Annotated in this window: 16 protein-coding genes; 7 read left to right on the top strand and 9 right to left on the bottom strand. The window is 67.8% G+C overall.

The annotated features are described in order from the left end of the window. Positions 1 to 13 precede the first annotated feature (13 nt). Together treY and treZ are read left to right on the top strand one after the other, a co-directional pair. Positions 14 to 2,317 carry a malto-oligosyltrehalose synthase gene (gene treY / locus BST42_RS16625; RefSeq protein WP_083120417.1) on the top strand — a complete coding sequence of 768 codons (2,304 nt, stop codon included), beginning with the start codon at positions 14 to 16 and terminating at the stop codon, positions 2,315 to 2,317. Continuing rightward, on the top strand, positions 2,310 to 4,034 hold the full coding sequence (gene treZ, locus BST42_RS16620) for a malto-oligosyltrehalose trehalohydrolase (RefSeq protein ID WP_083120416.1): 1,725 nt from the start codon (positions 2,310 to 2,312) through the stop codon (positions 4,032 to 4,034). Before treY ends, treZ begins: the two co-directional genes overlap by 8 nt. On the opposite strand, the gene ilvA is transcribed toward treZ, so the two are convergent. The 7 genes from ilvA to BST42_RS16585 form a co-directional block, all read right to left on the bottom strand. Further along, a complete protein-coding gene (ilvA, locus tag BST42_RS16615; RefSeq protein ID WP_083120415.1) occupies positions 4,031 to 5,311 on the bottom strand; it encodes a threonine ammonia-lyase IlvA in 1,281 nt (426 codons plus the stop codon). The genes treZ and ilvA overlap by 4 nt on opposite strands. Further along, positions 5,296 to 6,009 (bottom strand): sirohydrochlorin chelatase, encoded by a 714-nt coding sequence (locus BST42_RS16610; protein ID WP_083120414.1) that lies wholly within the window; start codon positions 6,007 to 6,009, stop codon positions 5,296 to 5,298. Before BST42_RS16610 ends, ilvA begins: the two co-directional genes overlap by 16 nt. Next, positions 6,006 to 7,151, bottom strand: a complete 1,146-nt coding sequence (locus BST42_RS16605; RefSeq protein ID WP_083120413.1) for a uroporphyrinogen-III synthase — start codon at positions 7,149 to 7,151, stop codon at positions 6,006 to 6,008. The genes BST42_RS16610 and BST42_RS16605 overlap by 4 nt, the downstream gene beginning before the upstream one ends. Beyond that, positions 7,123 to 7,488 carry a nitrite reductase small subunit NirD gene (gene nirD, locus BST42_RS16600; protein ID WP_083120412.1) on the bottom strand — a complete coding sequence of 122 codons (366 nt, stop codon included), beginning with the start codon at positions 7,486 to 7,488 and terminating at the stop codon, positions 7,123 to 7,125. The genes BST42_RS16605 and nirD overlap by 29 nt, the downstream gene beginning before the upstream one ends. Positions 7,489 to 7,537: 49 nt before the next feature. Then, positions 7,538 to 10,060 carry a nitrite reductase large subunit NirB gene (gene nirB, locus BST42_RS16595; RefSeq protein ID WP_083120411.1) on the bottom strand — a complete coding sequence of 841 codons (2,523 nt, stop codon included), beginning with the start codon at positions 10,058 to 10,060 and terminating at the stop codon, positions 7,538 to 7,540. Next, entirely contained in the window at positions 10,057 to 11,511 is a 1,455-nt protein-coding gene (locus BST42_RS16590) for an MFS transporter (RefSeq protein WP_083120410.1), read from the bottom strand. Before BST42_RS16590 ends, nirB begins: the two co-directional genes overlap by 4 nt. 95 nt (positions 11,512 to 11,606) lie before the next feature. Further along, positions 11,607 to 15,407: a bifunctional nitrate reductase/sulfite reductase flavoprotein subunit alpha gene (locus BST42_RS16585; protein ID WP_083120409.1), complete on the bottom strand. Its 3,801-nt coding sequence runs from the start codon at positions 15,405 to 15,407 to the stop codon at positions 11,607 to 11,609. A gap of 100 nt (positions 15,408 to 15,507) precedes the next feature. On the opposite strand from BST42_RS16585, the gene BST42_RS16580 reads away from it, so the two are divergent. From BST42_RS16580 to BST42_RS16570, 3 genes are all read left to right on the top strand, one after another. Then, entirely contained in the window at positions 15,508 to 16,119 is a 612-nt protein-coding gene (locus tag BST42_RS16580; protein WP_083120408.1) for a TetR/AcrR family transcriptional regulator, read from the top strand. A gap of 85 nt (positions 16,120 to 16,204) precedes the next feature. After that, entirely contained in the window at positions 16,205 to 17,767 is a 1,563-nt protein-coding gene (locus BST42_RS16575) for an MFS transporter (protein ID WP_083120407.1), read from the top strand. Positions 17,768 to 17,802: 35 nt separating this feature from the next. After that, positions 17,803 to 17,994, top strand: a complete 192-nt coding sequence (locus BST42_RS16570) for a hypothetical protein (protein ID WP_083120406.1) — start codon at positions 17,803 to 17,805, stop codon at positions 17,992 to 17,994. Here the strand turns inward: BST42_RS16570 and BST42_RS16565 are convergent. Together BST42_RS16565 and BST42_RS16560 are read right to left on the bottom strand one after the other, a co-directional pair. Then, positions 17,991 to 18,404, bottom strand: a complete 414-nt coding sequence (locus tag BST42_RS16565; protein WP_083120405.1) for an SRPBCC family protein — start codon at positions 18,402 to 18,404, stop codon at positions 17,991 to 17,993. The two genes, BST42_RS16570 and BST42_RS16565, sit on opposite strands and share 4 nt — an antisense overlap. After that, entirely contained in the window at positions 18,401 to 18,793 is a 393-nt protein-coding gene (locus BST42_RS16560) for a MerR family transcriptional regulator (RefSeq protein WP_083120404.1), read from the bottom strand. Before BST42_RS16560 ends, BST42_RS16565 begins: the two co-directional genes overlap by 4 nt. Positions 18,794 to 18,854: 61 nt before the next feature. On the opposite strand from BST42_RS16560, the gene BST42_RS16555 reads away from it, so the two are divergent. Continuing rightward, the gene (locus BST42_RS16555; RefSeq protein WP_435406042.1) at positions 18,855 to 19,298 is read left to right on the top strand and encodes a PPOX class F420-dependent oxidoreductase; all 444 of its coding nucleotides are present in this window, start codon (positions 18,855 to 18,857) and stop codon (positions 19,296 to 19,298) included. Positions 19,299 to 19,371: 73 nt separating this feature from the next. Continuing rightward, positions 19,372 to 20,178 (top strand): transglutaminase-like domain-containing protein, encoded by an 807-nt coding sequence (locus BST42_RS16550; protein WP_083120402.1) that lies wholly within the window; start codon positions 19,372 to 19,374, stop codon positions 20,176 to 20,178. The last annotated feature ends 6 nt before the right edge of the window (positions 20,179 to 20,184 follow it).

Genomic DNA, 20,184 nt, shown 5'->3' with positions numbered 1-20,184 from the left:
AACAGGCTCAGCTATGGCTTACCCGGTGCTGTCCACCTACCGCCTGCAACTGCGCGGCGCTTCCGCGGGCGACGCGTTCACCTTCGCCGACGCCGAGAAACTCATCTCCTATCTCGACGATCTCGGCGTCTCGCACCTCTACCTCTCCCCCATCCTGACCGCGGCGCCCGGCTCGACCCACGGCTATGACGTCACCGATCCGACCACGGTGTCCGAAGAGCTGGGTGGTGCCGAAGGCCTGGCGCGACTTTCCGAGGCAGCCAAGGCACGCGGCCTCGGTCTGATCGTCGACATCGTCCCAAATCACGTCGGAGTCGATCAGCCGCAGCGCAACCCCTGGTGGTGGGACGTGCTGCAGCACGGCAGGCAGTCACCGTACGCGACGTACTTCGACATCGACTGGTCACTCGACCCGGAGGGGCGAATCGTGTTGCCCGTCTTGGGATCTGACAGTGATATCGCAGATCTCACGGTAGATGGTGACGTGTTGCGGCTCGGCGACCTCGCGTTCCCCATCGCGCCAGGAACCGGCAACGGCTCGGGTCCCGAGGTGCACGATCAGCAGCACTACAAGCTGATCGGGTGGCGCAACGGGGTGTGCGGCTATCGCCGATTCTTCTCGATCACCTCGCTGGCGGGTCTGCGCCAGGAAGACCGGGAGGTCTTCGACACGTCGCATGCCGAAGTGGCTCGCTGGTTCAGCGAGGGCCTGGTCGACGGGGTGCGCATCGACCATCCTGACGGCCTGACCGACCCGACGGGATACCTGGGATGGTTGCGCGAGCTGACCGGCCCGCAGGCCTGGATCGTGATCGAGAAGATTCTCGGTGTCGATGAGGCACTGGACCCGACGCTGCCGATCGACGGCACCACCGGCTACGACGTGCTGCGCGAGGTGGGCGGTATCTTCGTCGACCCCACCGGTGCCGAAGCATTGACCGAACTGGTCGATGCGGAAGGTTTCGACTACGCCGGCGCTCCGGAATTGTTGCGGCAGTTGAAGATCAGCACCGCCACCACGACGCTGTCCAGCGAGCTCGCCCGACTGTGCCGGTCGATCGTGGCGGCGGTCGGCGCCGATCATCCGCAGTTGCCCGATGCGGTGGCGGCGCTGCTGACCGAAGTCGGTGTCTACCGGTCGGATTACCTCAACTTGTCTGCGGTCCTGTCCACGGCCTTCGCACACACCGTGGCCGCCCGGCCCGAGCTGGCCGCCCCGCTGCAGCTGGTGTCGGCCGCGTTGGCCAGTGACTCCAGCGAGCCGGGCGCGCGGCTGCAGCAACTGTGCGGCGCGATGACTGCGAAGTCGGTGGAGGATTGCTACTTCTACCGCGACGCACGGCTGGTGTCGCTGAACGAGGTCGGCGGCGAACCGCACCGATTCGGCGTCAGCGCCGCGGAATTCCATCGCAGCTCGGCGGTCCGAGGCCGCCTGTGGCCGAAGTCGATGACCACGTTGTCCACCCATGACACCAAGCGCGGCGAGGATGTGCGGGCGCGCATCGGTGTGCTGTCGCAGGTGCCGTCGCTGTGGGCCGAGTTCGTGGGCAGCTGGCAGACCACCACACCCGCGCCGGACGCCGCGACCGGACTGTTCCTGTTGCAGAACATCTTCGGCGTGTGGCCTGCCGACGGACAGGTCACCGACGAGCTGCGGACACGCCTGCACGCCTACACCGAGAAGGCGATCCGGGAAGCCATGTGGCACACCTCCTGGAACGACCCGGACACCGAGTTCGAGGACGCGGTGCACGCCTGGGTCGACGCGATCCTGGACGGCCCGGTCGCCACCGAACTCACCGGGGTCGTGGTGCAACTCGAACCGCATGCCCACAGCGACGCACTCGGCCAGAAGCTGCTGGCGCTCACCGTGCCCGGCATCCCGGACGTCTATCAGGGCACCGAGTTGTGGGAGGACAGCCTCGTCGACCCGGACAACCGCAGGCCGGTCGACTACCCGGCGCGCAGCGCGGAGCTGGAACAGCTGTCGCACAGCAAGATTCGCGTGGTGCGCGCGGCGTTGCACTCCCGGCGCGACCATCCCGAGGCGTTCCTGTCCGGTGACTACCGTCCGGTGCTTGCCAGCGGTGCCGCCGCACCTCACATCGTGGCATTCCAGCGCGGCGTCGACGTGCTGGTCGCCGTCAGCCGCTGGACCGTCCGGCTGCACCACGACGGTTGGGGCGACACGACCCTGCCACTGCCGGACGGTACGTGGACCGACCGCCTGACCGGCAACCGGTGGACCGGCCCGACCCGTGCCGATGAATTGTTCGCTGAGCTGCCCGTCGTCCTCTTGGAGAGATCTCATGCCTGAATTCGCCGTGTGGGCACCGCTGCCCAAGCAGGTGCGCCTCGACGTCGACGGGCATCTCCATGACATGACCGTCGACGATGACGGATGGTGGCGTGCCGACGTCGACGCCGCGGCGGACGCCCGATACGGCTTCGTCCTGGACGACGACCCGACGGTGCTGCCGGACCCGCGCTCGGCCCGCCAGCCCGATGGCGTGCACGAACGATCCCAACTCTGGGATCCCTCCTCCGCGCGGTGGTCGGATGCGCAGTGGGAGGGCCGCTCGATCGAGGGTGCAGTGATCTACGAACTGCACACCGGAACGTTCACTCCGGAAGGGACGTTCGACGCCGCAATCGCGAAGCTGGACTATCTGGTGGACCTCGGCGTCGACTTCGTCCAGTTGATGCCCGTCAACGCTTTCAGCGGCGATCACGGGTGGGGTTACGACGGAGTGCTGTGGTACGCGGTGCACGAACCGTACGGCGGCCCAGACGGTTTGGTGCGCCTGATCGACGCCGCGCATGCTCGCGGACTCGGCGTGCTGATCGATGCGGTGTTCAACCACCTGGGGCCGTCGGGCAATTACCTGCCGAAGTACGGGCCGTACCTGTCGTCGGTCAGCAATCCGTGGGGTGAAGGCGTCAACCTGACCGGACCCGAGGCCGACGAGGTACGCCGCTACATCCTCGACTGCGCACTGCGCTGGATGCGCGACTTCCATGCCGACGGTCTGCGGCTCGACGCGGTGCACGCACTCGTCGACAACACCGCGATCCACATCCTCGAAGAGATGACCGCCGAAACCGATGCGTTGTCCGCTGCCGTTGGCCGGCCGCTGTCGCTGATCGCCGAAAGTGACCTCAACGATCCGCGGCTGATCACCCCCCGCGATCGCGGCGGGTATGGCCTGACCGCGCAGTGGGACGACGACATCCATCACGCCATCCACACCGCGGTGTCCGGCGAACGGCAGGGCTACTACGCCGATTTCGGCTCGATGTCAGCACTGGCCAGTACGCTGCAGAACGGCTATTTCCACGCCGGCACCTACTCGTCGTTCCGGCACCGCAGGCACGGCAGGCCGCTGGACAAGACGCTGATCCCGGCCACCCGGCTGACGGCCTACACCTGCACCCACGATCAGGTCGGCAACCGCGCGACCGGAGATCGGCCGTCGCAGAACCTGGATTACGGCCAGCTCGCCATCAAGGCCGCGCTTGCGCTCGGATCGCCCTACACCGCAATGCTTTTCATGGGTGAGGAATGGGCGGCGTCGACCCCGTTCCAGTTCTTCAGTTCGCACCCCGAACCCGAGCTGGCCAAGGCGACGGCCGACGGCCGCAAGGCGGAGTTCGCCGACCACGGCTGGGATGCGGACGACATCCCCGATCCGCAGGACCCGCAGACCTTCCTGCGCTCGAAGCTGAACTGGGATGAGGTCGACCAGGGCAGGCACGCCGAGCTGCTGGACTTCTACCGCGGTCTGATCGCGTTGCGCCGCACCGAACCTGACATGGCCGACGCGTGGCTGCAGCACCTGGTGGTCGATTTCGACGAAGACGAACGCTGGATTGTGATGCGCCGCGGGCACATTGCGATCGCCTGCAACCTCGGCGAGCAGCCGGTCAGGGTGCCGGTCACCGGCGAGGCGATCCTGGCGTGGGGCGAACCCGAGGTGGGCGCGCACGGCACCCAGTTGCCCGGGCACTCGGTGGTGGTGACGCGCGCCGGCTAGGTCAGATACCGGTAGGCCGGCGAGCCGGGCTCCAGCGGCTCGACGTGCAGACCGGACGCATCCATCCGGGCCCGCAGCCCGTCGAGCCCGGCCGCCGAGCCGAGTTCGATGCCGACCAGCGCCTCACCGGTTTCCCGGTTGTTGCGCTTGACGTACTCGAACAGGGTGATGTCGTCGTTCGGTCCGAGGATCTCGTCGAGGAACCGGCGCAGTGCGCCCGGCTCCTGCGGGAAGTCGACCAGGAAGTAGTGCTTGAGGCCCAGGTGCACCAGCGAGCGCTCGAGCACCTCGCCGTAGCGGGACACGTCGTTGTTGCCGCCGGAGATCAGGCACACCACCGTCGACCCCGGTTCCACGCCGGCCTCCAGCAGCCCCGCCACGGACAGCGCCCCGGCGGGCTCGGCAATGATGCCCTCGTTCTGGTACAGGTCCAGCATCGCAGTGCAGACCGCGCCTTCGTCGACCGTCGTCACCGACACCATGTCGCCCGCCGCGGCCAGCGCCTGATACGGCAGTGCACCGATCTGCTTGACCGCCGCACCGTCGACGAACTGGTCGACGTGGTCCAGTTCGACCGGGCCGCCGGCGGCCAGCGCCGCGATCATCGAGGCCGCGCCTGCGGGCTCCACGCCCAGCACCGCGGTGTTGGCTGTCCGCTCGGCCAGATAGGTGGTGATCCCCGCGATACATCCGCCGCCGCCGACCGGGACGATCACCAGATCCGGTTCGGTGTCGAGCTGGGCGAGGATCTCCACGGCAATCGTGCCCTGGCCGGCCATCGTGCGCAGATCGTCGAACGGCGGAACCAGCGTGGCGCCGGTGCGGGCGACATCGTCGAGAGCCGCCTGCGCCGCCAGGTCGTAGGTCGCCCCGCCGACGATCAGGTCGATGAACTCCCCACCGTGATAGCGGATGCGATCGCGCTTCTGCTTCGGGGTCTTGGCAGGCACGTAAACCCGGCCGTGCACGCCCATCGACCGGCACGCAAGCGCGAAGCCCTGCGCGTGATTGCCGGCCGACGAGCACACCACCCCCGCCGCGATCTCCGCGTCGGAAAGCTGTTTGAGCAGGTTGTAGGCGCCGCGCACCTTATAGGACCGCACGCTCTGCAGGTCCTCACGCTTGAGGTAGACCTCGGCGCCGGTCGCCTGCGAAAGCCGGTCGCTGTACTGCAGCGGGCTCTGGCTGACCATGTCCGCAATTCGCTGGCCGGCCTCATCGATGTCCGCCGCGCACAGCGGCGACGTTCGATGGCTCTGGGTCAGTTCAGCGGACACCGATCAATGGTGCCACCACCAGGGCCGAATGCGGGAATCGGGGTGAGCGCGAACCGGCGGGCCAATAACTCCACGAGTTCCGGGTGCGCGCCCAGCGGATCGGTCACGCCGTGCGCACCGCAACCGGCCAGCCTGGTGTGGAACACACCCGGCGCCAGCAGGTAGGAGGCGATGAACACCCGGCGTCCGGCCGCTCGGATCCGGGCCACCAGGTCGGCGACCGCCGGGACGCCGGTGGCGACGAAGCCGAGGTGCACCTCGCCCACCAGATCGCCGAGCAGGGCGGCGGCCCGCACCAGTTCGCGCCGGGCCGCCGGGTCGGAGGACCCGGCCGCCGCCATCACGACCGCGTCACCGGGCGTCCAGCCCACCTCGAGCAGCCTGGAGCGCATGATTTCGGCCAGCACCGGGTCGGGGCCCAGCGCGGTGGTGATGGTGACGTCTGCGTGTCCGCTCTCCGCGACCCGCGCCGGCAGGTCGGTGTTGACGTGGTAGCCCGACGCCAGGAAGGCAGGCACCACGATCGCAGGTCTGGTCGACCCGGCCAGCAGCTCGCGGGGATTGGGACCGAGGACGTCGACGAACGCGGTGCGCACCGGGCCGACAAGATCCGCAACGGCCGACGCGATCTCGGTGACGGTGGCCAGGCCCTGCGGGCTTCGGGTGCCGTGGGCCACCAGGATCAGCTCGGGTGTCATGTCGCCTCCACGTCGACGGCGAGTCGGTAGCCGCGTTTGACGACGGTCTGGACCACCCGCGGTGCGGACAGTGCTGAGCGAAGCCTCGCCATCGCGGTCTCGACCGCGTGGGTGTCATCGCCGCCGCCGGGCAGTTCCGCGAGCAGCTCCTCGCGGGATACCACCAAACCGGGTGCCACCAGCAGCCGCCGCAACAACGCCATCCCGGCCGGCGGTAGCACCTTGAGCTGACCGTCCACCTCGACGCTGGCGCTGCGTACGCTGATGCGGTGCCCGCCGGCACTGTATTGCTTTGCCAGGCATGGCAATTCGTCTGTGATGAGACGGGCCAGCGCGCCGAGGCGATAACGCTGCGGAGAGCGCGGCTCGATACCCAGCCGGGCCAGCGGGGTGGCCGTCACCGGACCGACACAGAACACCGCGACGTTGTTGCGCAACGCGGTGATCAAACAATCCAGTGCACCAATGGCTTTCGCGCGTTCCAGTAGCGATGCGACGGCCGGCGCGCTGGTGAAGCTCACCGCGTCGACGTCGGAGTTGACGATCATGCCGATCAGCTGGTCGATGCGCCGGGTGTCCTCGGGCTGTTCCCAGCGATAGACCGGCACCTTCACCACGTGAGCGCCGGCCCGGGTCAGCGCATCACAGATGTCGGTGTCGGGCTCCCATTCGCTTGCCGCGCCGTGCAATTGCACCGCGATCCGCAGCTGGTCGACCCCTTCGGAGAGCAGCCGCTCCAGCACTTCGACCGACGATTCCGACTCCGGGCTCCACTCTTCACACAGCCCGGCCTGCCGCACTGCGCCCCGCGCCTTGGGCCCGCGAGCCAGGATGCGTGTCGATTCCAAAGCGGCGAGCAGACCGTCGTGCACGTCCCAACCGTGCGCCGCCTCGACCCAGCCACGGAAGCCGATCCCGGTGGTCACGACGACCAGATCGGGTGGCTCGGCGATGAGTTGCCCGGTCACCCGGTGCAGTTCGACGTCGTCGACCAGCGGCACGATCCGGATCGTCGGGGCGTGCACGACCGCGGCACCGCGCCGCTCCAGCAGCGTGATGAACTCTTCGGCGCGACGCGCGGCGGTCACCCCGACGGTGAAACCGGCCAGCGGGTCAGCGACTTCTGATCTCGACGAATCCATCGACCACCCTGACGTCGTAGACCGGCAGTGCGTGTGACTCGTCGTCGAGGCAGCGACCGTCGACCAGGGAGAAAACCTGCTTGAGCAGCGGTGAGGCCACCGTGGGCTCGCCGCGCCGGTCCCCGACCAGGCCGCGCGACATGACGGCGGCACGGCCGAACGGGTCGATGTTGCCGACCGCGGCCAGCGAGCCGTCGGCCAACAAGAACAGCGCCGCCTGCTCGCCGCCCGGCAGTAACACCGCGACGCCGCGCCCGGCCAGCAGCGCGCTGCGCGGGCAGGCAGGCGTCCACACATCGAGGTCGAGCCCCGCCCGGGTGTCTGCAAGAACTGTCATCGTTTCAAGCCTCCAAAGACCTTGATAGAGGGGTCGTGTTTCGCCGCTGTTACGCGCGGCTTTCCGCCGCGTTGACGCTGCCGGGCATACCGAGCAACAACGGCACCTTGCGCGGGCCGGTCTCGTCGAACGCGACCGTCGGGTCCGACTCGTCGGGGGCATTGACGAACGACACGAAGCGAGCCAGTTTCTCCTGGTCGTTCAACACGCCCGCCCACTCGTCGGCGTAGCCATCAACATGTCGAGCCATCGCGTCGTCGAGATCCGCGGCGATTCCCAACGAGTCCGCGCACACCACGTCCCGGATGTGATCAAGCCCACCGTCGATCGTCTCCTGCCAGACGGCGGTGCGCTGCAAGCGGTCTGCGGTGCGGATGTAGAACATCAGGTATCGGTCGATGTAGCGGACCAGGGAATCGGAATCGAGGTCTCCGGCCAAGAGCTGCGCATGCTTGGGGTTGGCGCCGCCGTTGCCGCCGACGTAGAGGTTCCAGCCCTTCTCGGTGGCGATCACCCCGACGTCCTTGCCTCGCGCCTCAGCACATTCGCGCTGGCAGCCCGAGACTCCCATCTTGATCTTGTGCGGCGAACGCAAACCCCGGTAACGCAATTCGAGCGCGACGGCCATCGCCACCGAGTCCTGAACGCCGTAGCGGCACCACGACGACCCGACGCAACTCTTCACGGTCCGCAGCGATTTGCCGTACGCGTGCCCGGATTCCATCCCCGCGTCGACCAGCCGCTTCCAGATCTGCGGCAGCTGCTCGACGCGGGCACCGAACAGGTCGATCCGCTGGCCGCCGGTGATCTTGGTATACAGGCCGAAATCCTGTGCCACCTGGGCGATCACCATCAGCTGCTCGGGTGTGACCTCACCGCCGGGCAACCGCGGCACCACCGAATACGTGCCGTTGCGCTGAATGTTGGCCAGGAAGTGGTCGTTGGTGTCCTGGAGTGCGGCGGTCTCGTCGTCGAGAATGTGGTCCGACGACGTGGATGCCAGGATCGATGCGACCACCGGCTTGCATATGTCACAACCGGTGCCGGTCCCGTAGTCGGTGATCAGCTTCGAGAAGGTCCGGATACCGGTCGATGCGACGATCTGGAACAATTCCGCACGGGAGTGCTGGAAGTGTTCGCACAGCGCCTTCGACATCGCCACACCCTGCGACTCGAGGAGCCGCTTGAGCATCGGAATGCAACTGCCGCAGGATGTTCCGGCCGCGGTCGCACATTTGAGCGCCGGCACGTCGTGAGCACCGTCCGCGATCGCGCCGCAGATGCTGCGTTTGGACACCGCATTGCACGAGCAGATCTGCGCGTCGTCGGGCAGCGCACCCACCCCGACCTCTGCGCCGGCCGGCGCGATCAGCGTCGCCGGGTCGGCGGGCAGCGGGCGGCCGACCAGCGGCCGCAAACTGGAGTAGGCGCTCGCATCGCCGACCAGGATTCCACCCAGCAGGGTCGAAACATCGTCGGAGACCACGAGTTTGGCGTAGGTCTGGTTGACCGCGTCGTTGAGCACCACTTCCAGCGCGCCGGGTGTGCTGGCGTGTGCGTCGCCGAAGCTCGCCACGTCGACACCGAGCAGCTTGAGCTTGGTGGACAGGTCGGCACCCGGAAACTCGGCGGTACCGCCGACCAGGCGGTCGGCCACCACCTCGGCCATCGTGTAACCGGGTGCGACCAGGCCGTAACAGCGGCCTTCGACCGCGGCCACCTCACCGATCGCATACACCCGGGGATCGCCGGTGGCGCAACTGATGTCGGTCAGCACTCCGCCGCGCTCGGCGATCGGCAGACCACAGTCGCGGGCCAGCTCGTCACGGGGGCGCACCCCGGCGGAGAACACCAGCACCGCGGCGTCGAGCTGTTCACCGTTGGACAGCCACACCGTGATGCCGTCGCCGTTGTCGACGATGTCGGTGGACGCCACGTCGGTGTGCACGACGATACCGAGCTCGGTGATCAGCCGGTTCAGCAGTGCGCCGCCACCGTCGTCGACCTGAATGGGCATCAGCCGCGGGGACCGTTCCAGCACATGCGGAGTCAGCCCCAGCATGCGCAGCGCGTTGGCCGCCTCCAGCCCCAGCAGGCCGCCGCCGACGACGATCCCGGTCGCCCCTGGGCAGGTCGCCGTTGCGGCCGTGCGGATCGCATCGAGGTCTTCGAGCGTCCGGTAGACGAAGCACCGGTCGAGATCGCTGCCCGGGATGGGCGGCACGAACGGGTACGAGCCGGTGGCCAACACCACCGCGTCGTAGCCGATCCGCTCCCCCGTTGAGGTGACGACCTCGCGGGCGTCCCGGTCGATCGCGGCGGCCGCTTCCCCGACCCGCAGATCGACCAATTGGTCTCCGGCGTAGTCGTTTCCGGACAGTGCCAGGCCGGCGCGGTCCCATCCGTCGATATAGGACGACAACCCGACCCGGTCGTAGGCGGCGGTGGGTTCCTCGCACAGCACCACCACCCGCCAGTTTCCGTCGCGGTCGCGATCCCGCAATGCCTCGACGAACCGGTGGCCGACCATACCGTGACCGATGACCACGACGGTCCGGCGTTGGGCGGTCATGCGGCGGCTGCGGCGCTGCCGACCGCGAGGGTGTCGGTTCCGATGACTCCTGCGGTCTTCGGCCTGCGTACGTAAGCGGTCCAGGTGATCGCCGCGCACAGCACGTAGAAGCCGAGGAACACCCAGAAGGCCATGGTGGCGGATTTCGCCGGCGACAGGTAGGACGCTCGCAGTGCGATGTTGACGCCGACCCCGCCGAGACCGCCGATCGCACCGGCGATCCCGATCAGCGCTCCCGACATCCGCAGCGACCAGGCGCTGCGTTCCGGTGCGCTGAGCTGATCCAGGCCGCGGGACTTGGCCTCGAAGATCGACGGGATCATCTTGTAGACCGACCCGTTTCCGATCCCGGAGAGGATGAACAGTGCGATGAATCCGGCGATGAACGCGCCCATGGTGGCACCCGTCGCGGGCCCCGGGGTCGCGTCGTCGATCTGACCGGCGGCGACGAGCCAAGCGGCGGCGGCGATCATGGCGACGAAGGTGTAGAGCGTGACCCTGCCGCCGCCGAGGCGATCCGACAGCCAGCCGCCCAGCGGGCGCGACAGGGAGCCGAGCACCGGTCCGATGAACGCGATCTGGGCCGCGTGCAGGGACGCCTGCGCGGTCATCGCCGGAGTTACCGGGCCGCCGTGCGACAGTCCGGCAAGGAAGTTGATCTGCAGCACCTGGCCGAAGGCGAAGCCGAATCCGATGAACGATCCGAACGTGCCGATGTAGAGCAGTGAGATCAGCCACGAATCACGATGCGCCAGAACCTCGATGAGCGAACGCGCGTCGCTGCGCTGGTTGGTCAGGTTGTTCATGAAGAAAGATGCACCGACGGCCGCCAAGGCGATCAGCACCAGGTAGGTGGCACAAACCAGGTGCGGCGACCGGTTTCCGACCGTTGCGATGACCAGCAGCCCGACGAGTTGGATGACGGCGACACCGATGTTGCCGCCACCGGCGTTGAGGCCCAACGCCCAGCCCTTGTATCGCTGCGGGTAGAAGGCGTTGATGTTGGTCATCGACGAGGCGAAGTTTCCGCCGCCCAGTCCGGCGAATGCGGCCACGATCAGGAACGTCGTGTAGGACGTGCCCGGGTGCGCCATGAAGTACAGCGTCAGCGCGGTCGGGACCAGTAGTGCCAGTGCCGAGAAGATCGTCCAGTTGCGGCCGCCGAAGTGTGCGGTGGCGAAGGTGTACGGGATGCGCAGGACCGCACCCACCAGGGTGGGTACGGCCACCAGGAAAAACTTGCCTGCGGCATCGATGTGGTAGACGTTCTGCGGCATGAACAGCACCATCACCGACCAGATGGACCACACGGAGAATCCGACGTGTTCGGCGAAGATCGACCAAATCAGGTTGCGGCGTGCGATTTTCGAGCCGCCGTCATTCCAGGCGTCGACGTCTTCGGCGTCCCAGTCGTCGATGTCGTAGCCGCTACGGGCTGGTGAAGTCTGCATGCGTCGACGGTAGGAATTCTTTGTTGCGCCTTCGCACCTGCGCGGTGATCCTGGTGTCACAACTCGCTCACTTTCCCTATCCCGCCGCGGTGAGGTCAGTACACGTCGCGCAGATAACGCTTGGTGGCGACGAGTTCACGCCTGTAATCGTGGGCGGCTTCGGCATCCATGCGTCCCTGGCCGGCGATGATCGTGCTCAGCGCGGCGTCCACGCCGGCGGCCATGCCGGTGGCGTCACCGCACACATACAGGTGCGCACCGTCCTGCAGCCAGCCCCACAGCAGAGCAGCGTTGTCAATCATCTTGTTCTGCACATAGATTCGCTTGGCCTGGTCACGAGAGAACGCGAGGTCGAGCCGGCTGAGGAAGCCGTCTGCGACCATGGCCGTGAGTTCGTCGGCGAAGTAGAAGTTCTCGGCGCGGTGCTGGTCGCCGAAGAACAACCAATTGCGGCCGGTATGAGCCAGCGCGCGCCGCTCGTGCAGGAACCCGCGAAACGGCGCGATACCGGTGCCGGCACCGATCATCACGACCGGAGCGCACGGGTCTTGCGGCGGACGGAAATGCGGCGAGTGCTGCAGGAAGATCGGAGTGGCCGCGTCGGCCGCGCGGTCGGCCAGGTAGGTCGAACACACTCCCCCGCGCCGAGCCCCACCCGGTCCGTCGTAGCGCACCACCGACACCGTGAGTTGCACCTCGTGCGGACTGATGAGCGGGCTGGACGAAATCGAGTAGAACCGCGGCGCCAACCGCACCAGCGCGTCCTGCCACTGCCGGGCGTCCGCCCGCACGCCGAACGCGCGAATGGCGTCGATTCCATTGCGTCCCAACCGCCATGACTCCAGGTCGCCGAGCGCCGATCGCAGGTGTTTGACCACCGCCTTGTCGGTCGCGGTGTCGGCGAGGAAGGTGATCAGGTTCGGGGTCAACCGGCAGATGTCGTAGCTGGTGGTCAGCGCTTCTCGCAGTGCGCATTCCACACCGTCGACCTCGACGATGTCGTCGCCGGACAAGCCGGTGACGGACAGCCATTCCGCCACGTCGTCGTCGTCGTTGATCGGCAGCACTCCCAGCGAATCGCCGACCGAATAGCTGACGTCGTGCTCGGAGATGTCGAAGCCGAACTCCCGTACCTCCTTGGCCGCCGACCGGGGCGTGAGCCGCAGGTTGCGGCTGAGCTTCGCATGGATCGGATCGGCCCGGGTGAACCGCCTCGGTGTCGTGGTCGCCGAGTTGGACAGCACCGCAGCAGGATTGACCAACGCGATGATTCGCCGGACCCAGTCGTCGACGGCGGCATCGTCGTGGATCTCGGTGTCGCGGCGCTCCAGGAGCCGGTGGCCGCCGAGTTCGGCCAGCCGGGCGTCCAGCGCGCGAGCGTGCCCGCAGAACTGGCCGTAAGAACGGTCGCCGATGCCCAGGACGGCGAATTCCAGCCCGTCCAGGACGGGGGCATCCGGTGCGCTGAGCCGGTGCCAGAAGTCGGCGCCGTTATCGGGTGGGCCGCCGTCACCGAAGGTGCTCGTCACGACGAACACGTTTCCGACACCGGCCAGCCGGGCGGCGTCGACGTCGGCCATCGCCACCAGTTCGGCCTCGATGTCCTGTGCCGCAAACTCATCCACCAGCCGGGCGGCGAGGTCTTCGGTGTTTCCGGTCTGCGATGCCCACAGCACCACCGGGCCGGCGCCCGCCAGTTGGGTTCGCACCGGCCGCGGCTGCACCGGGGGCGCACCGACTGGCTGCAGCCGCACCGCGCACACTTTCAGTTCCGGCTGCAGCGAGTGCGGATCGACCGCGTCGTTGGTCACCGCGTTGACCGTGACATCGTCGCCGTGTTCGTCGTTCCAGTGGAACGGCGCGAAGCAGTTACCCGGCAGCACCCGGTCGGTGACGACGGCGGGCAGCACCGCACGGCCGCGTCGCGACGCCACCTCCACTGGTTGACCGTCGCGGATGTCGAGAGCGGCGGCGTCGGCGGTATGGATCTCGACGAAGGGGCCGTTGTCGAGTCGGCTGAGCTTGTCCACCCGACCGGTCTTGGTCATGGTGTGCCACTGGTGCGGCAGCCGACCGGTGTTGAGCAGCAACGGGAATGCGTCGTCGGGGCATTCGTGCGGTTCCAGGTGCGGCCGGGCGTGGAAGACCGCGCGGCCGGACGGGGTGGCGAACTTCAGCACTCCGTCGGCGAGGTAGCGGATCGGGTGCCGGTCGTCGGTGTCGCCGGGCGGACACGGCCATTGCACCGGCGTATCCCGCAGCCGTTGATAGCTGATCCCCCGGATGTCGTAGCCGGTCTTGGGATTGGCGAAGCCGCGGATCTCGTCGAAGACCTGTTCACTGGACTGGTAGGCGAAGTGCGCACCGAATCCCATCGCAGCGGCGACCTGGCAGATCAGCTGCCAGTCGGGCCTGGCCTCGCCCACCGGCGAGACGCATTGCCGGACAAGGGTGAGGTTGCGTTCGGAATTGACCATCACCGCGTCGGACTCGGCCCACAGCGTTGCGGGCAGAACCACGTCGGCGTAGCGGTTGGTCGCGGTGTCGGCGTAGGCATCCTGGGTGACGACGAGTTCGGCGGCCCGCAGCCCGGCGATCACCCCGGCACGGTTGGGGACGCTGGCCACCGGGTTGGTGCAGATGATCCAGCAGGCCTTGATGTCGCCGGCAGCCATCCGCTCGAACATGTCGATGGTGCCGCGGTTCACGTCCGTGCGGATCGTCGCGGGTTCAAGGCCCCACATCGCCTCGACGAACGAGCGGTCCCCGGGGGCGTCCACCGAGCGTTGACCGGGCAATCCCGGCCCCATGTAACCCATTTCGCGGCCGCCCATGGCGTTGGGCTGACCGGTCAGTGACAGCGGACCGCTGCCGGGCCTGCAGATCGCGCCGGTGGCCAGGTGCAGGTTGCAGATCGCGTTGGTGTTCGCAGTTCCGTGGGTGCTCTGGTTGAGCCCCATCGTCCACAGTGACATCCACTCGCCGGCTTGAGCGATCATCGTTGCCGCACGGCGGATGTGGGACTCGGACAGGCCGGTGATCTCGGCGACCCGGGCCGGTGGGTAGCCGGCGAGGAATTCGGGCATGCCCGCCCAGCCCTCGGTGTGTGCGGCGATGAATTCGCGGTCGATGTCGCCGGATTCCACCAGTAGGTGTAGCAGTCCGTTGAGCAGCGACAGGTCGGTGCCGGGCCGGATCTGCAGGAAGAGATCGGCCTTTTCCGCGGTCGCGGTGCGCCGCGGGTCGACGACGATCAGCTTGGCCCCGGTCCGCAGGCGATCGGCCATTCGCAGGAACAGAATGGGATGGCAGTCGGCCATATTGGCGCCGATGACGAAAAACAGATCGGCACAATCGATGTCGGCGTAGGAGCCGGGCAGCCCGTCGGCTCCGAGTGATTGCTTGTACCCGGTGGCCGCACTGGCCATGCACAACCGGGAGTTGGACTCGATGTTGACCGTGCGGATGAAACCCTTGGCCAGTTTGGTGGCGAGGTACTGCGCCTCGAGCGACATCTGCCCGGAGACGTAGAGGGCGATCGAGTCCGGGCCGTGCCGCGCCAGTATGTCCGCGAGGCGGCTGCCGACGATCGCAGCGGCATCGTCGACGGAGGCAGCGTCGAATCGCTCGCCCCGGGCGGGCCGGATCAGGGCACTCATCGCGCGACCGTCGGCACTGCCCATCAATTCGGCGTGGGTGGCACCCTTCGTGCACAGGCGACCCGAGTTGGTGGGGTGAAGCCGGTCACCGACAACACTGGCGATGACCGGACCTCCAGGGCCGGGTGCGGTGCGCACCTCGATGCCACACCCGACGCCGCAATACGAGCAGGCGGTACGGATGTGGTCGGCGCACTCTGTCCCGGCAGCCACGGCGCAACAGTGCCCGGCGGACATTACGGGAGGCGCCGGGGCGCGTTATCGCGACGATAAACCGCGCTCACTTCGGCGGTGACGCTGGTGTGAGAACTCACCCGGCGATGTAAGACTTGTCGCCATGGCGACCGCCTCCTACCACCACGGAAACCTGCGGCAGGCCCTGCTCGACCACGGCGTCGCGCTGGCCAGGGCGGGTGGGCCGGACGCGGTGGTGCTGCGCGACGTCCAGCGGCTGGCCGGGGTGAGCAACTCGGCCGCCTACCGGCACTACGCGGACCGGCGGGCGCTGCTGGCGGCGGTGAAAGCCAACGTCATGGCCCAGATCGGGACGGCGATGGCCGAGGCGATCGAGCACGTCCCCGACGAGGGGCGACCGACCGACCGGGCGCTCGCCCGCTTCCGCGCCACCGGTCAGGCCTACATCGACTTCGCCGTGGCCGAGCCCGGGCTCTTCCGCACCGCGTTCGCCCCGGACGGCACCGAACCCAGCGAAGAGACGGTCCCGCCCGAGCGCCATCCCTTTCAGATCCTCCGCGGCTGCATCGACGACCTGGTGGCCGCGGGCATGCTCGCCGCGACCCGACGGGACGGCTTCGACGAAGCAGCGTGGGCGGCGGTGCACGGCGCTGCGACGTTGTTCCTGGACGGCCCGCTCGGCATGGCGGGAACCGACCGCCAGCAGCTGATCACCCAACGCCTGCTCGACGCGTTCGGCGACAGCCTGCGGTAGGCCTGCTCGGGCCAATGTTGACAGTGTCAACTTCGACTGGCATGCTCCGATATGTTATCGCCGTCAACATAAAGGGGCGTTGCCCATGTCCGTCGACACATCGGCCTTCCCCACTCCACTCGGCGCCGCGCGACGAACCCGGCCGGTGGCGATCCTCGCGGTCGTGCTGGTCGCCGCTCTCGCGATCAATGTCGAGACAACCATCGTCAATGTTGCTCTGCCGACCCTGAATTCGACCCTCGGCGCCTCCACGCGCGCGCTGCAGTGGATCGTCGACGCCTACAACCTGGCGTTCGCGGCGCTGGTCTTGGCCGGCGGCACCATCGGTGACCGGTTCGGCAGGCGGGGCACCCTGATCGCGGGCCTGATCCTGTTCGCGGCAAGCAGCGTCGGCGCCGCCCTGTGCACCTCGACCGGACCGCTGATCGGCATGCGACTGGTGATGGGCGTGGCCTCGGCACTGATCTACCCGACAACACTGGCCATCATCACCGACACCTTCCGCGATCCGCGGCAGCGGGCGGCGGCCATCGGAGTCTGGGGTGCGGTCACCGGGCTGGGCGTGGCTATCGGACCCATCCTGGGCGGCGCCCTGCTCGAGGTGTTCTGGTGGGGCAGCCTGTTTCTCGCGCTGGCGCCGATAGCGATGGCCGCCGCGCTGGCCTCCCCGCTCGTCATCCCGGCCTCGACGCCCGGCCGGCAGCATCGGCTGGATCGCGGTGGGCTTGCGCTGTCGGTCGTGATGCTCGGCGCGCTGGTCTACACCATCATCGAGGCACCCGACCGTGGCTGGACCAGCGTGCCCACGCTGGCAGGATTCGCCGTCGCGCTGATCGCCGCGGTGAGCTTCGCCTGGTGGGAACGCCGCCAATCCGACCCGCTGATCGACGTCAGCCTGTTCACCAACCTGCGATTCAGCGCCGCCAGCGGTGCGGTGACCGTCGCCTTCTTCGCCCTGTTCGGGTTCATCTTCCTGATCACCCAGTTCATGCAGCTGGTGCAGGGCAACAGTGCGCTGGAGACCGGCGTGCGTATTCTGCCGGTGGCGCTGTCCATCGCCGTCGGCTCGATCCTGGGCACACGGTTGGCGGTGACCCGCATCGGCACGAAAGTCGTTGTCTTCGTTGGCCTTCTGCTGTTGGCCGCATCGTTCGGCTGGATCGCGGCCAGCGAGCTGGCGATCACCTACCCGACGATGGCCATGCAGATGGTGCTCCTCGGCGGCGGCCTGGGGTTGACGACCGCACCGGCCACCGACTCGATCATGGGCGTCGTGCGTCCCGAACAAGCCGGTGCCGGGTCGGCGGTCAACGACGCGACCCGGCAGGTCGGCGGCACCCTCGGGGTCGCGGTCATCGGCAGCATCTTCTCCACCCTCTACATCCGGCATCTGGCCGAGAACCCGACCGTGAGCGCGTTGCCCCCGGCCGCGCAGTCGACCGCGCGCGAGGGGCTGGCCCAAGGGTTGGCGGTGGCGGGCCAGGTGCCGCCTCCGTTCGGCGGCGCGGTGCGGGGCGCCGTCGACAACGCGTTCCTCGCCGGGCTGCAGGCCGGGTGTCTGACCGCCGCCGGGGTCTGCCTGGCCGGAGCGGTGTTCGTGCTGGCAGTGCTGCCGTCGCGCCCAAGAACTTCGGTGTCCGAATCCTAGGTTTCGGGTGACCGAAAACGCGGTATAGTCGAACCATGACGAGCATGGACCAGGTGCAGATCGCGGGTGTTCCGTGGCCGCGCTACAAGCTTGTCGCGCTGGTGCTCGGCCTGATCGTCTTCGCCGTCGTCGGCGTGGTCACGATGGATGCCGCGCCCGCCGTGCTGCTGGCCGCCGGCACCTCGACCGCGGTGTGGCTCGCGTTCGGGCTGCGCCGCAGGCGCTAACGCTCCAGAACGCGTTTCAGCGTCGCCAGATCGGCGGCCACCGCAGCCGCATCGGCCGCGTACTCCTCGTCCGACATCTCGGGCCTGCGCCGCAACGTGAACACCACCTCGCACCACTGGTCGCCGGCAGGCACCACCCGCAACGGATTGAACACCGGCTCACCCGACGGCAGATTCACCACGTGGTCGAGCACGCCGAGATCGTTGGCCGGGGTGAACTCGATCGTGATCTCCCCCATCGGTGACTGTGCGACCCAGGTGTCGCCGACCCGCGTCAGCTCACTGGTGGCCAGGCCGGCCGCCCACTGCGGTAGGTGAGCCGGATCGGATGCGTAGCGGTACACGTCGAGCGCCGACCTGTTGATCCAGGCGCTGATGTGCCGGGACTCGTTCGGGGTGGCATCGGTCATGGTTTCTCCTCGGTGCAGTGAATGCCACACGTGCAGGTGTCGATCGACGGACACGTGCAGGCCATCGCCCACTCGATGATGCCGCGAGCCCGGGCCAGCGTCGCCAGTTGCGCATCGATATCGGCCAGCTTCGCCTCGGCCAGCGCGCGACTGGCCGGCCGCCCCGGGGCATCGTCGCGCAACAACACGGCGATCTCGTCGAGGCTGAAGCCGGCGGCCTTACACAACCCGATGACCTCGAGCCTGGTCAGCACTGCGCCGTCGTAGCGACGCTGACCGCCGGCCCGCGACGGCATGGGTAGCAGCCCGATCTTCTCGTAGTAGCGCAACGTGGTCGCCGCCACGTCGGTGCGGCGTGCGACGTCGCCGATGGTGAGCGCAGTGGTCATGGGCACCTTCCCGGACTGCTTGCTTGACTTGGAGCCAACTCTAAGTCCTTCAATGGCCACCATGGACACTTTGCGCACCAGCCGCTACGCCCAGCTGCGGACCTTCCGCCGGGACGGCAGACCCGTCGACACCCCCATCTGGTTCCACCTCGACGGCCAGACCCTGGTGTTCCGCACCAAGCTCGGGCCGAAGACCGCGCGGATCGTCAACGACCCGCGGGTGCAGCTGCGGGTGTGCGACTACAAAGGCCGCGTGCCCGCCTCCGCTGTTGCATTCGACGGGCACGCGGAGTTGCTGTCGGGCGCTGAGGCCGAACGGGCCAACCAGCAGCTGCACGCACGGTACGGCTGGCAGTACAACCTCGTGCCACTGTTGCCGCTGCCTGGCATCACCAACGTCGACGCCGGCCTGCCGTGGCGGGAGAAGTGGCAGCGGGTCCGCACCCGAACCGTCTGGCCGGGCAGCGCTATCGTGCGGGTGGAGTTGACCGAGCAGTTTCGCTGAGCGGCAACCACTGCGGGCCGTTAGGGTGGGAAAGTCAGCGGCACACGGTTGCAAGCGAAGGTGGTGCGCGGAAGTGCTCAAACGCGACGTGGGTGCCGAGCTCGACGTAACCGTAACTGCGCCAACAACTTTGGAATTCCAGATCGCAGTTGTCCCGCTTCCCGGAATACAGCTCACCGAGACGCTGGAATACCGGCTCAACGGAAAACTGGTCAGCCCTGACGAGATCATCGGCGATCACGGCACCCGCATTCATCGCTTCGATGCCGGCGAGGGGACGGTCACCGCCTCGTATCGGGCCACCGTCGAGGGCCGCGCCGAACCGCCGCCCGTACACGACATCGACCTCTCGACCTATCTGCGGCCCAGCCGCTACGCCGAGGCCGACAAGTTCTACGGCTACGCCGCCACGGAATTCGGGCAATACGCGAACTCCGCCGCGCTGCTGGAGAAGGTGTCGTCATGGGTGGGCGCGCGGCTGAGTTACGTACCGGGCTCGAGTGATCCGATCGACGGCGCAGCGGACACCCTCCTCGCGGGTGCCGGTGTCTGCCGCGACTACGCGCATCTGGTGATTGCGGTGCTGCGCGCGGTGAACGTGCCGGCGCGACTGGTCGCGGTCTATGCGCCGGGCTGCGACCCGATGGACTTTCACGCCGTCGCCGAGGCGTTCGTCGACGGCGCCTGGCAGGTCGTCGACGCGACATGCCTGGCGCCCCGCCAAACCATGGTGCGGATCTCCACCGGCCGCGACGCCGCGGACACGGCGTTCCTGGACAACCACAACGGCGCGATCACCCTGAACAACATGGAGGTCACCGCGGTCGTCGACGGCACGCTGCCACTCGACTCTGTGCACGATCTGGTCGCCCTGAGCTGACCGGGT

Source organism: Mycolicibacterium rhodesiae (assembly GCF_002086695.1).
Taxonomy (GTDB): domain Bacteria; phylum Actinomycetota; class Actinomycetes; order Mycobacteriales; family Mycobacteriaceae; genus Mycobacterium; species Mycobacterium rhodesiae.
Note: the sequence above shows the minus strand (reverse complement) of the source record. Positions and strands in the feature narration are given on the sequence as shown.

Bases quoted from the DNA above. Each gene is read 5' to 3' on its own strand.
- BST42_RS16570 (WP_083120406.1), top strand. From the start codon at position 17,803: ATGACGAGCATGGACCAGGTGCAGATCGCGGGTGTTCCGTGGCCGCGC.
- BST42_RS16575 (WP_083120407.1), top strand. From the start codon at position 16,205: ATGTCCGTCGACACATCGGCCTTCCCCACTCCACTCGGCGCCGCGCGA.
- BST42_RS16560 (WP_083120404.1), bottom strand. From the start codon at position 18,793: ATGACCACTGCGCTCACCATCGGCGACGTCGCACGCCGCACCGACGTG.
- nirB (WP_083120411.1), bottom strand. From the start codon at position 10,060: ATGACCGCCCAACGCCGGACCGTCGTGGTCATCGGTCACGGTATGGTC.
- BST42_RS16605 (WP_083120413.1), bottom strand. From the start codon at position 7,151: ATGGATTCGTCGAGATCAGAAGTCGCTGACCCGCTGGCCGGTTTCACC.
- BST42_RS16610 (WP_083120414.1), bottom strand. From the start codon at position 6,009: ATGACACCCGAGCTGATCCTGGTGGCCCACGGCACCCGAAGCCCGCAG.
- BST42_RS16565 (WP_083120405.1), bottom strand. From the start codon at position 18,404: ATGACCGATGCCACCCCGAACGAGTCCCGGCACATCAGCGCCTGGATC.
- treZ (WP_083120416.1), top strand. From the start codon at position 2,310: ATGCCTGAATTCGCCGTGTGGGCACCGCTGCCCAAGCAGGTGCGCCTC.
- BST42_RS16590 (WP_083120410.1), bottom strand. From the start codon at position 11,511: ATGCAGACTTCACCAGCCCGTAGCGGCTACGACATCGACGACTGGGAC.
- nirD (WP_083120412.1), bottom strand. From the start codon at position 7,488: ATGACAGTTCTTGCAGACACCCGGGCGGGGCTCGACCTCGATGTGTGG.
- treY (WP_083120417.1), top strand. From the start codon at position 14: ATGGCTTACCCGGTGCTGTCCACCTACCGCCTGCAACTGCGCGGCGCT.
- BST42_RS16585 (WP_083120409.1), bottom strand. From the start codon at position 15,407: ATGTCCGCCGGGCACTGTTGCGCCGTGGCTGCCGGGACAGAGTGCGCC.
- BST42_RS16555 (WP_435406042.1), top strand. From the start codon at position 18,855: ATGGACACTTTGCGCACCAGCCGCTACGCCCAGCTGCGGACCTTCCGC.
- BST42_RS16580 (WP_083120408.1), top strand. From the start codon at position 15,508: ATGGCGACCGCCTCCTACCACCACGGAAACCTGCGGCAGGCCCTGCTC.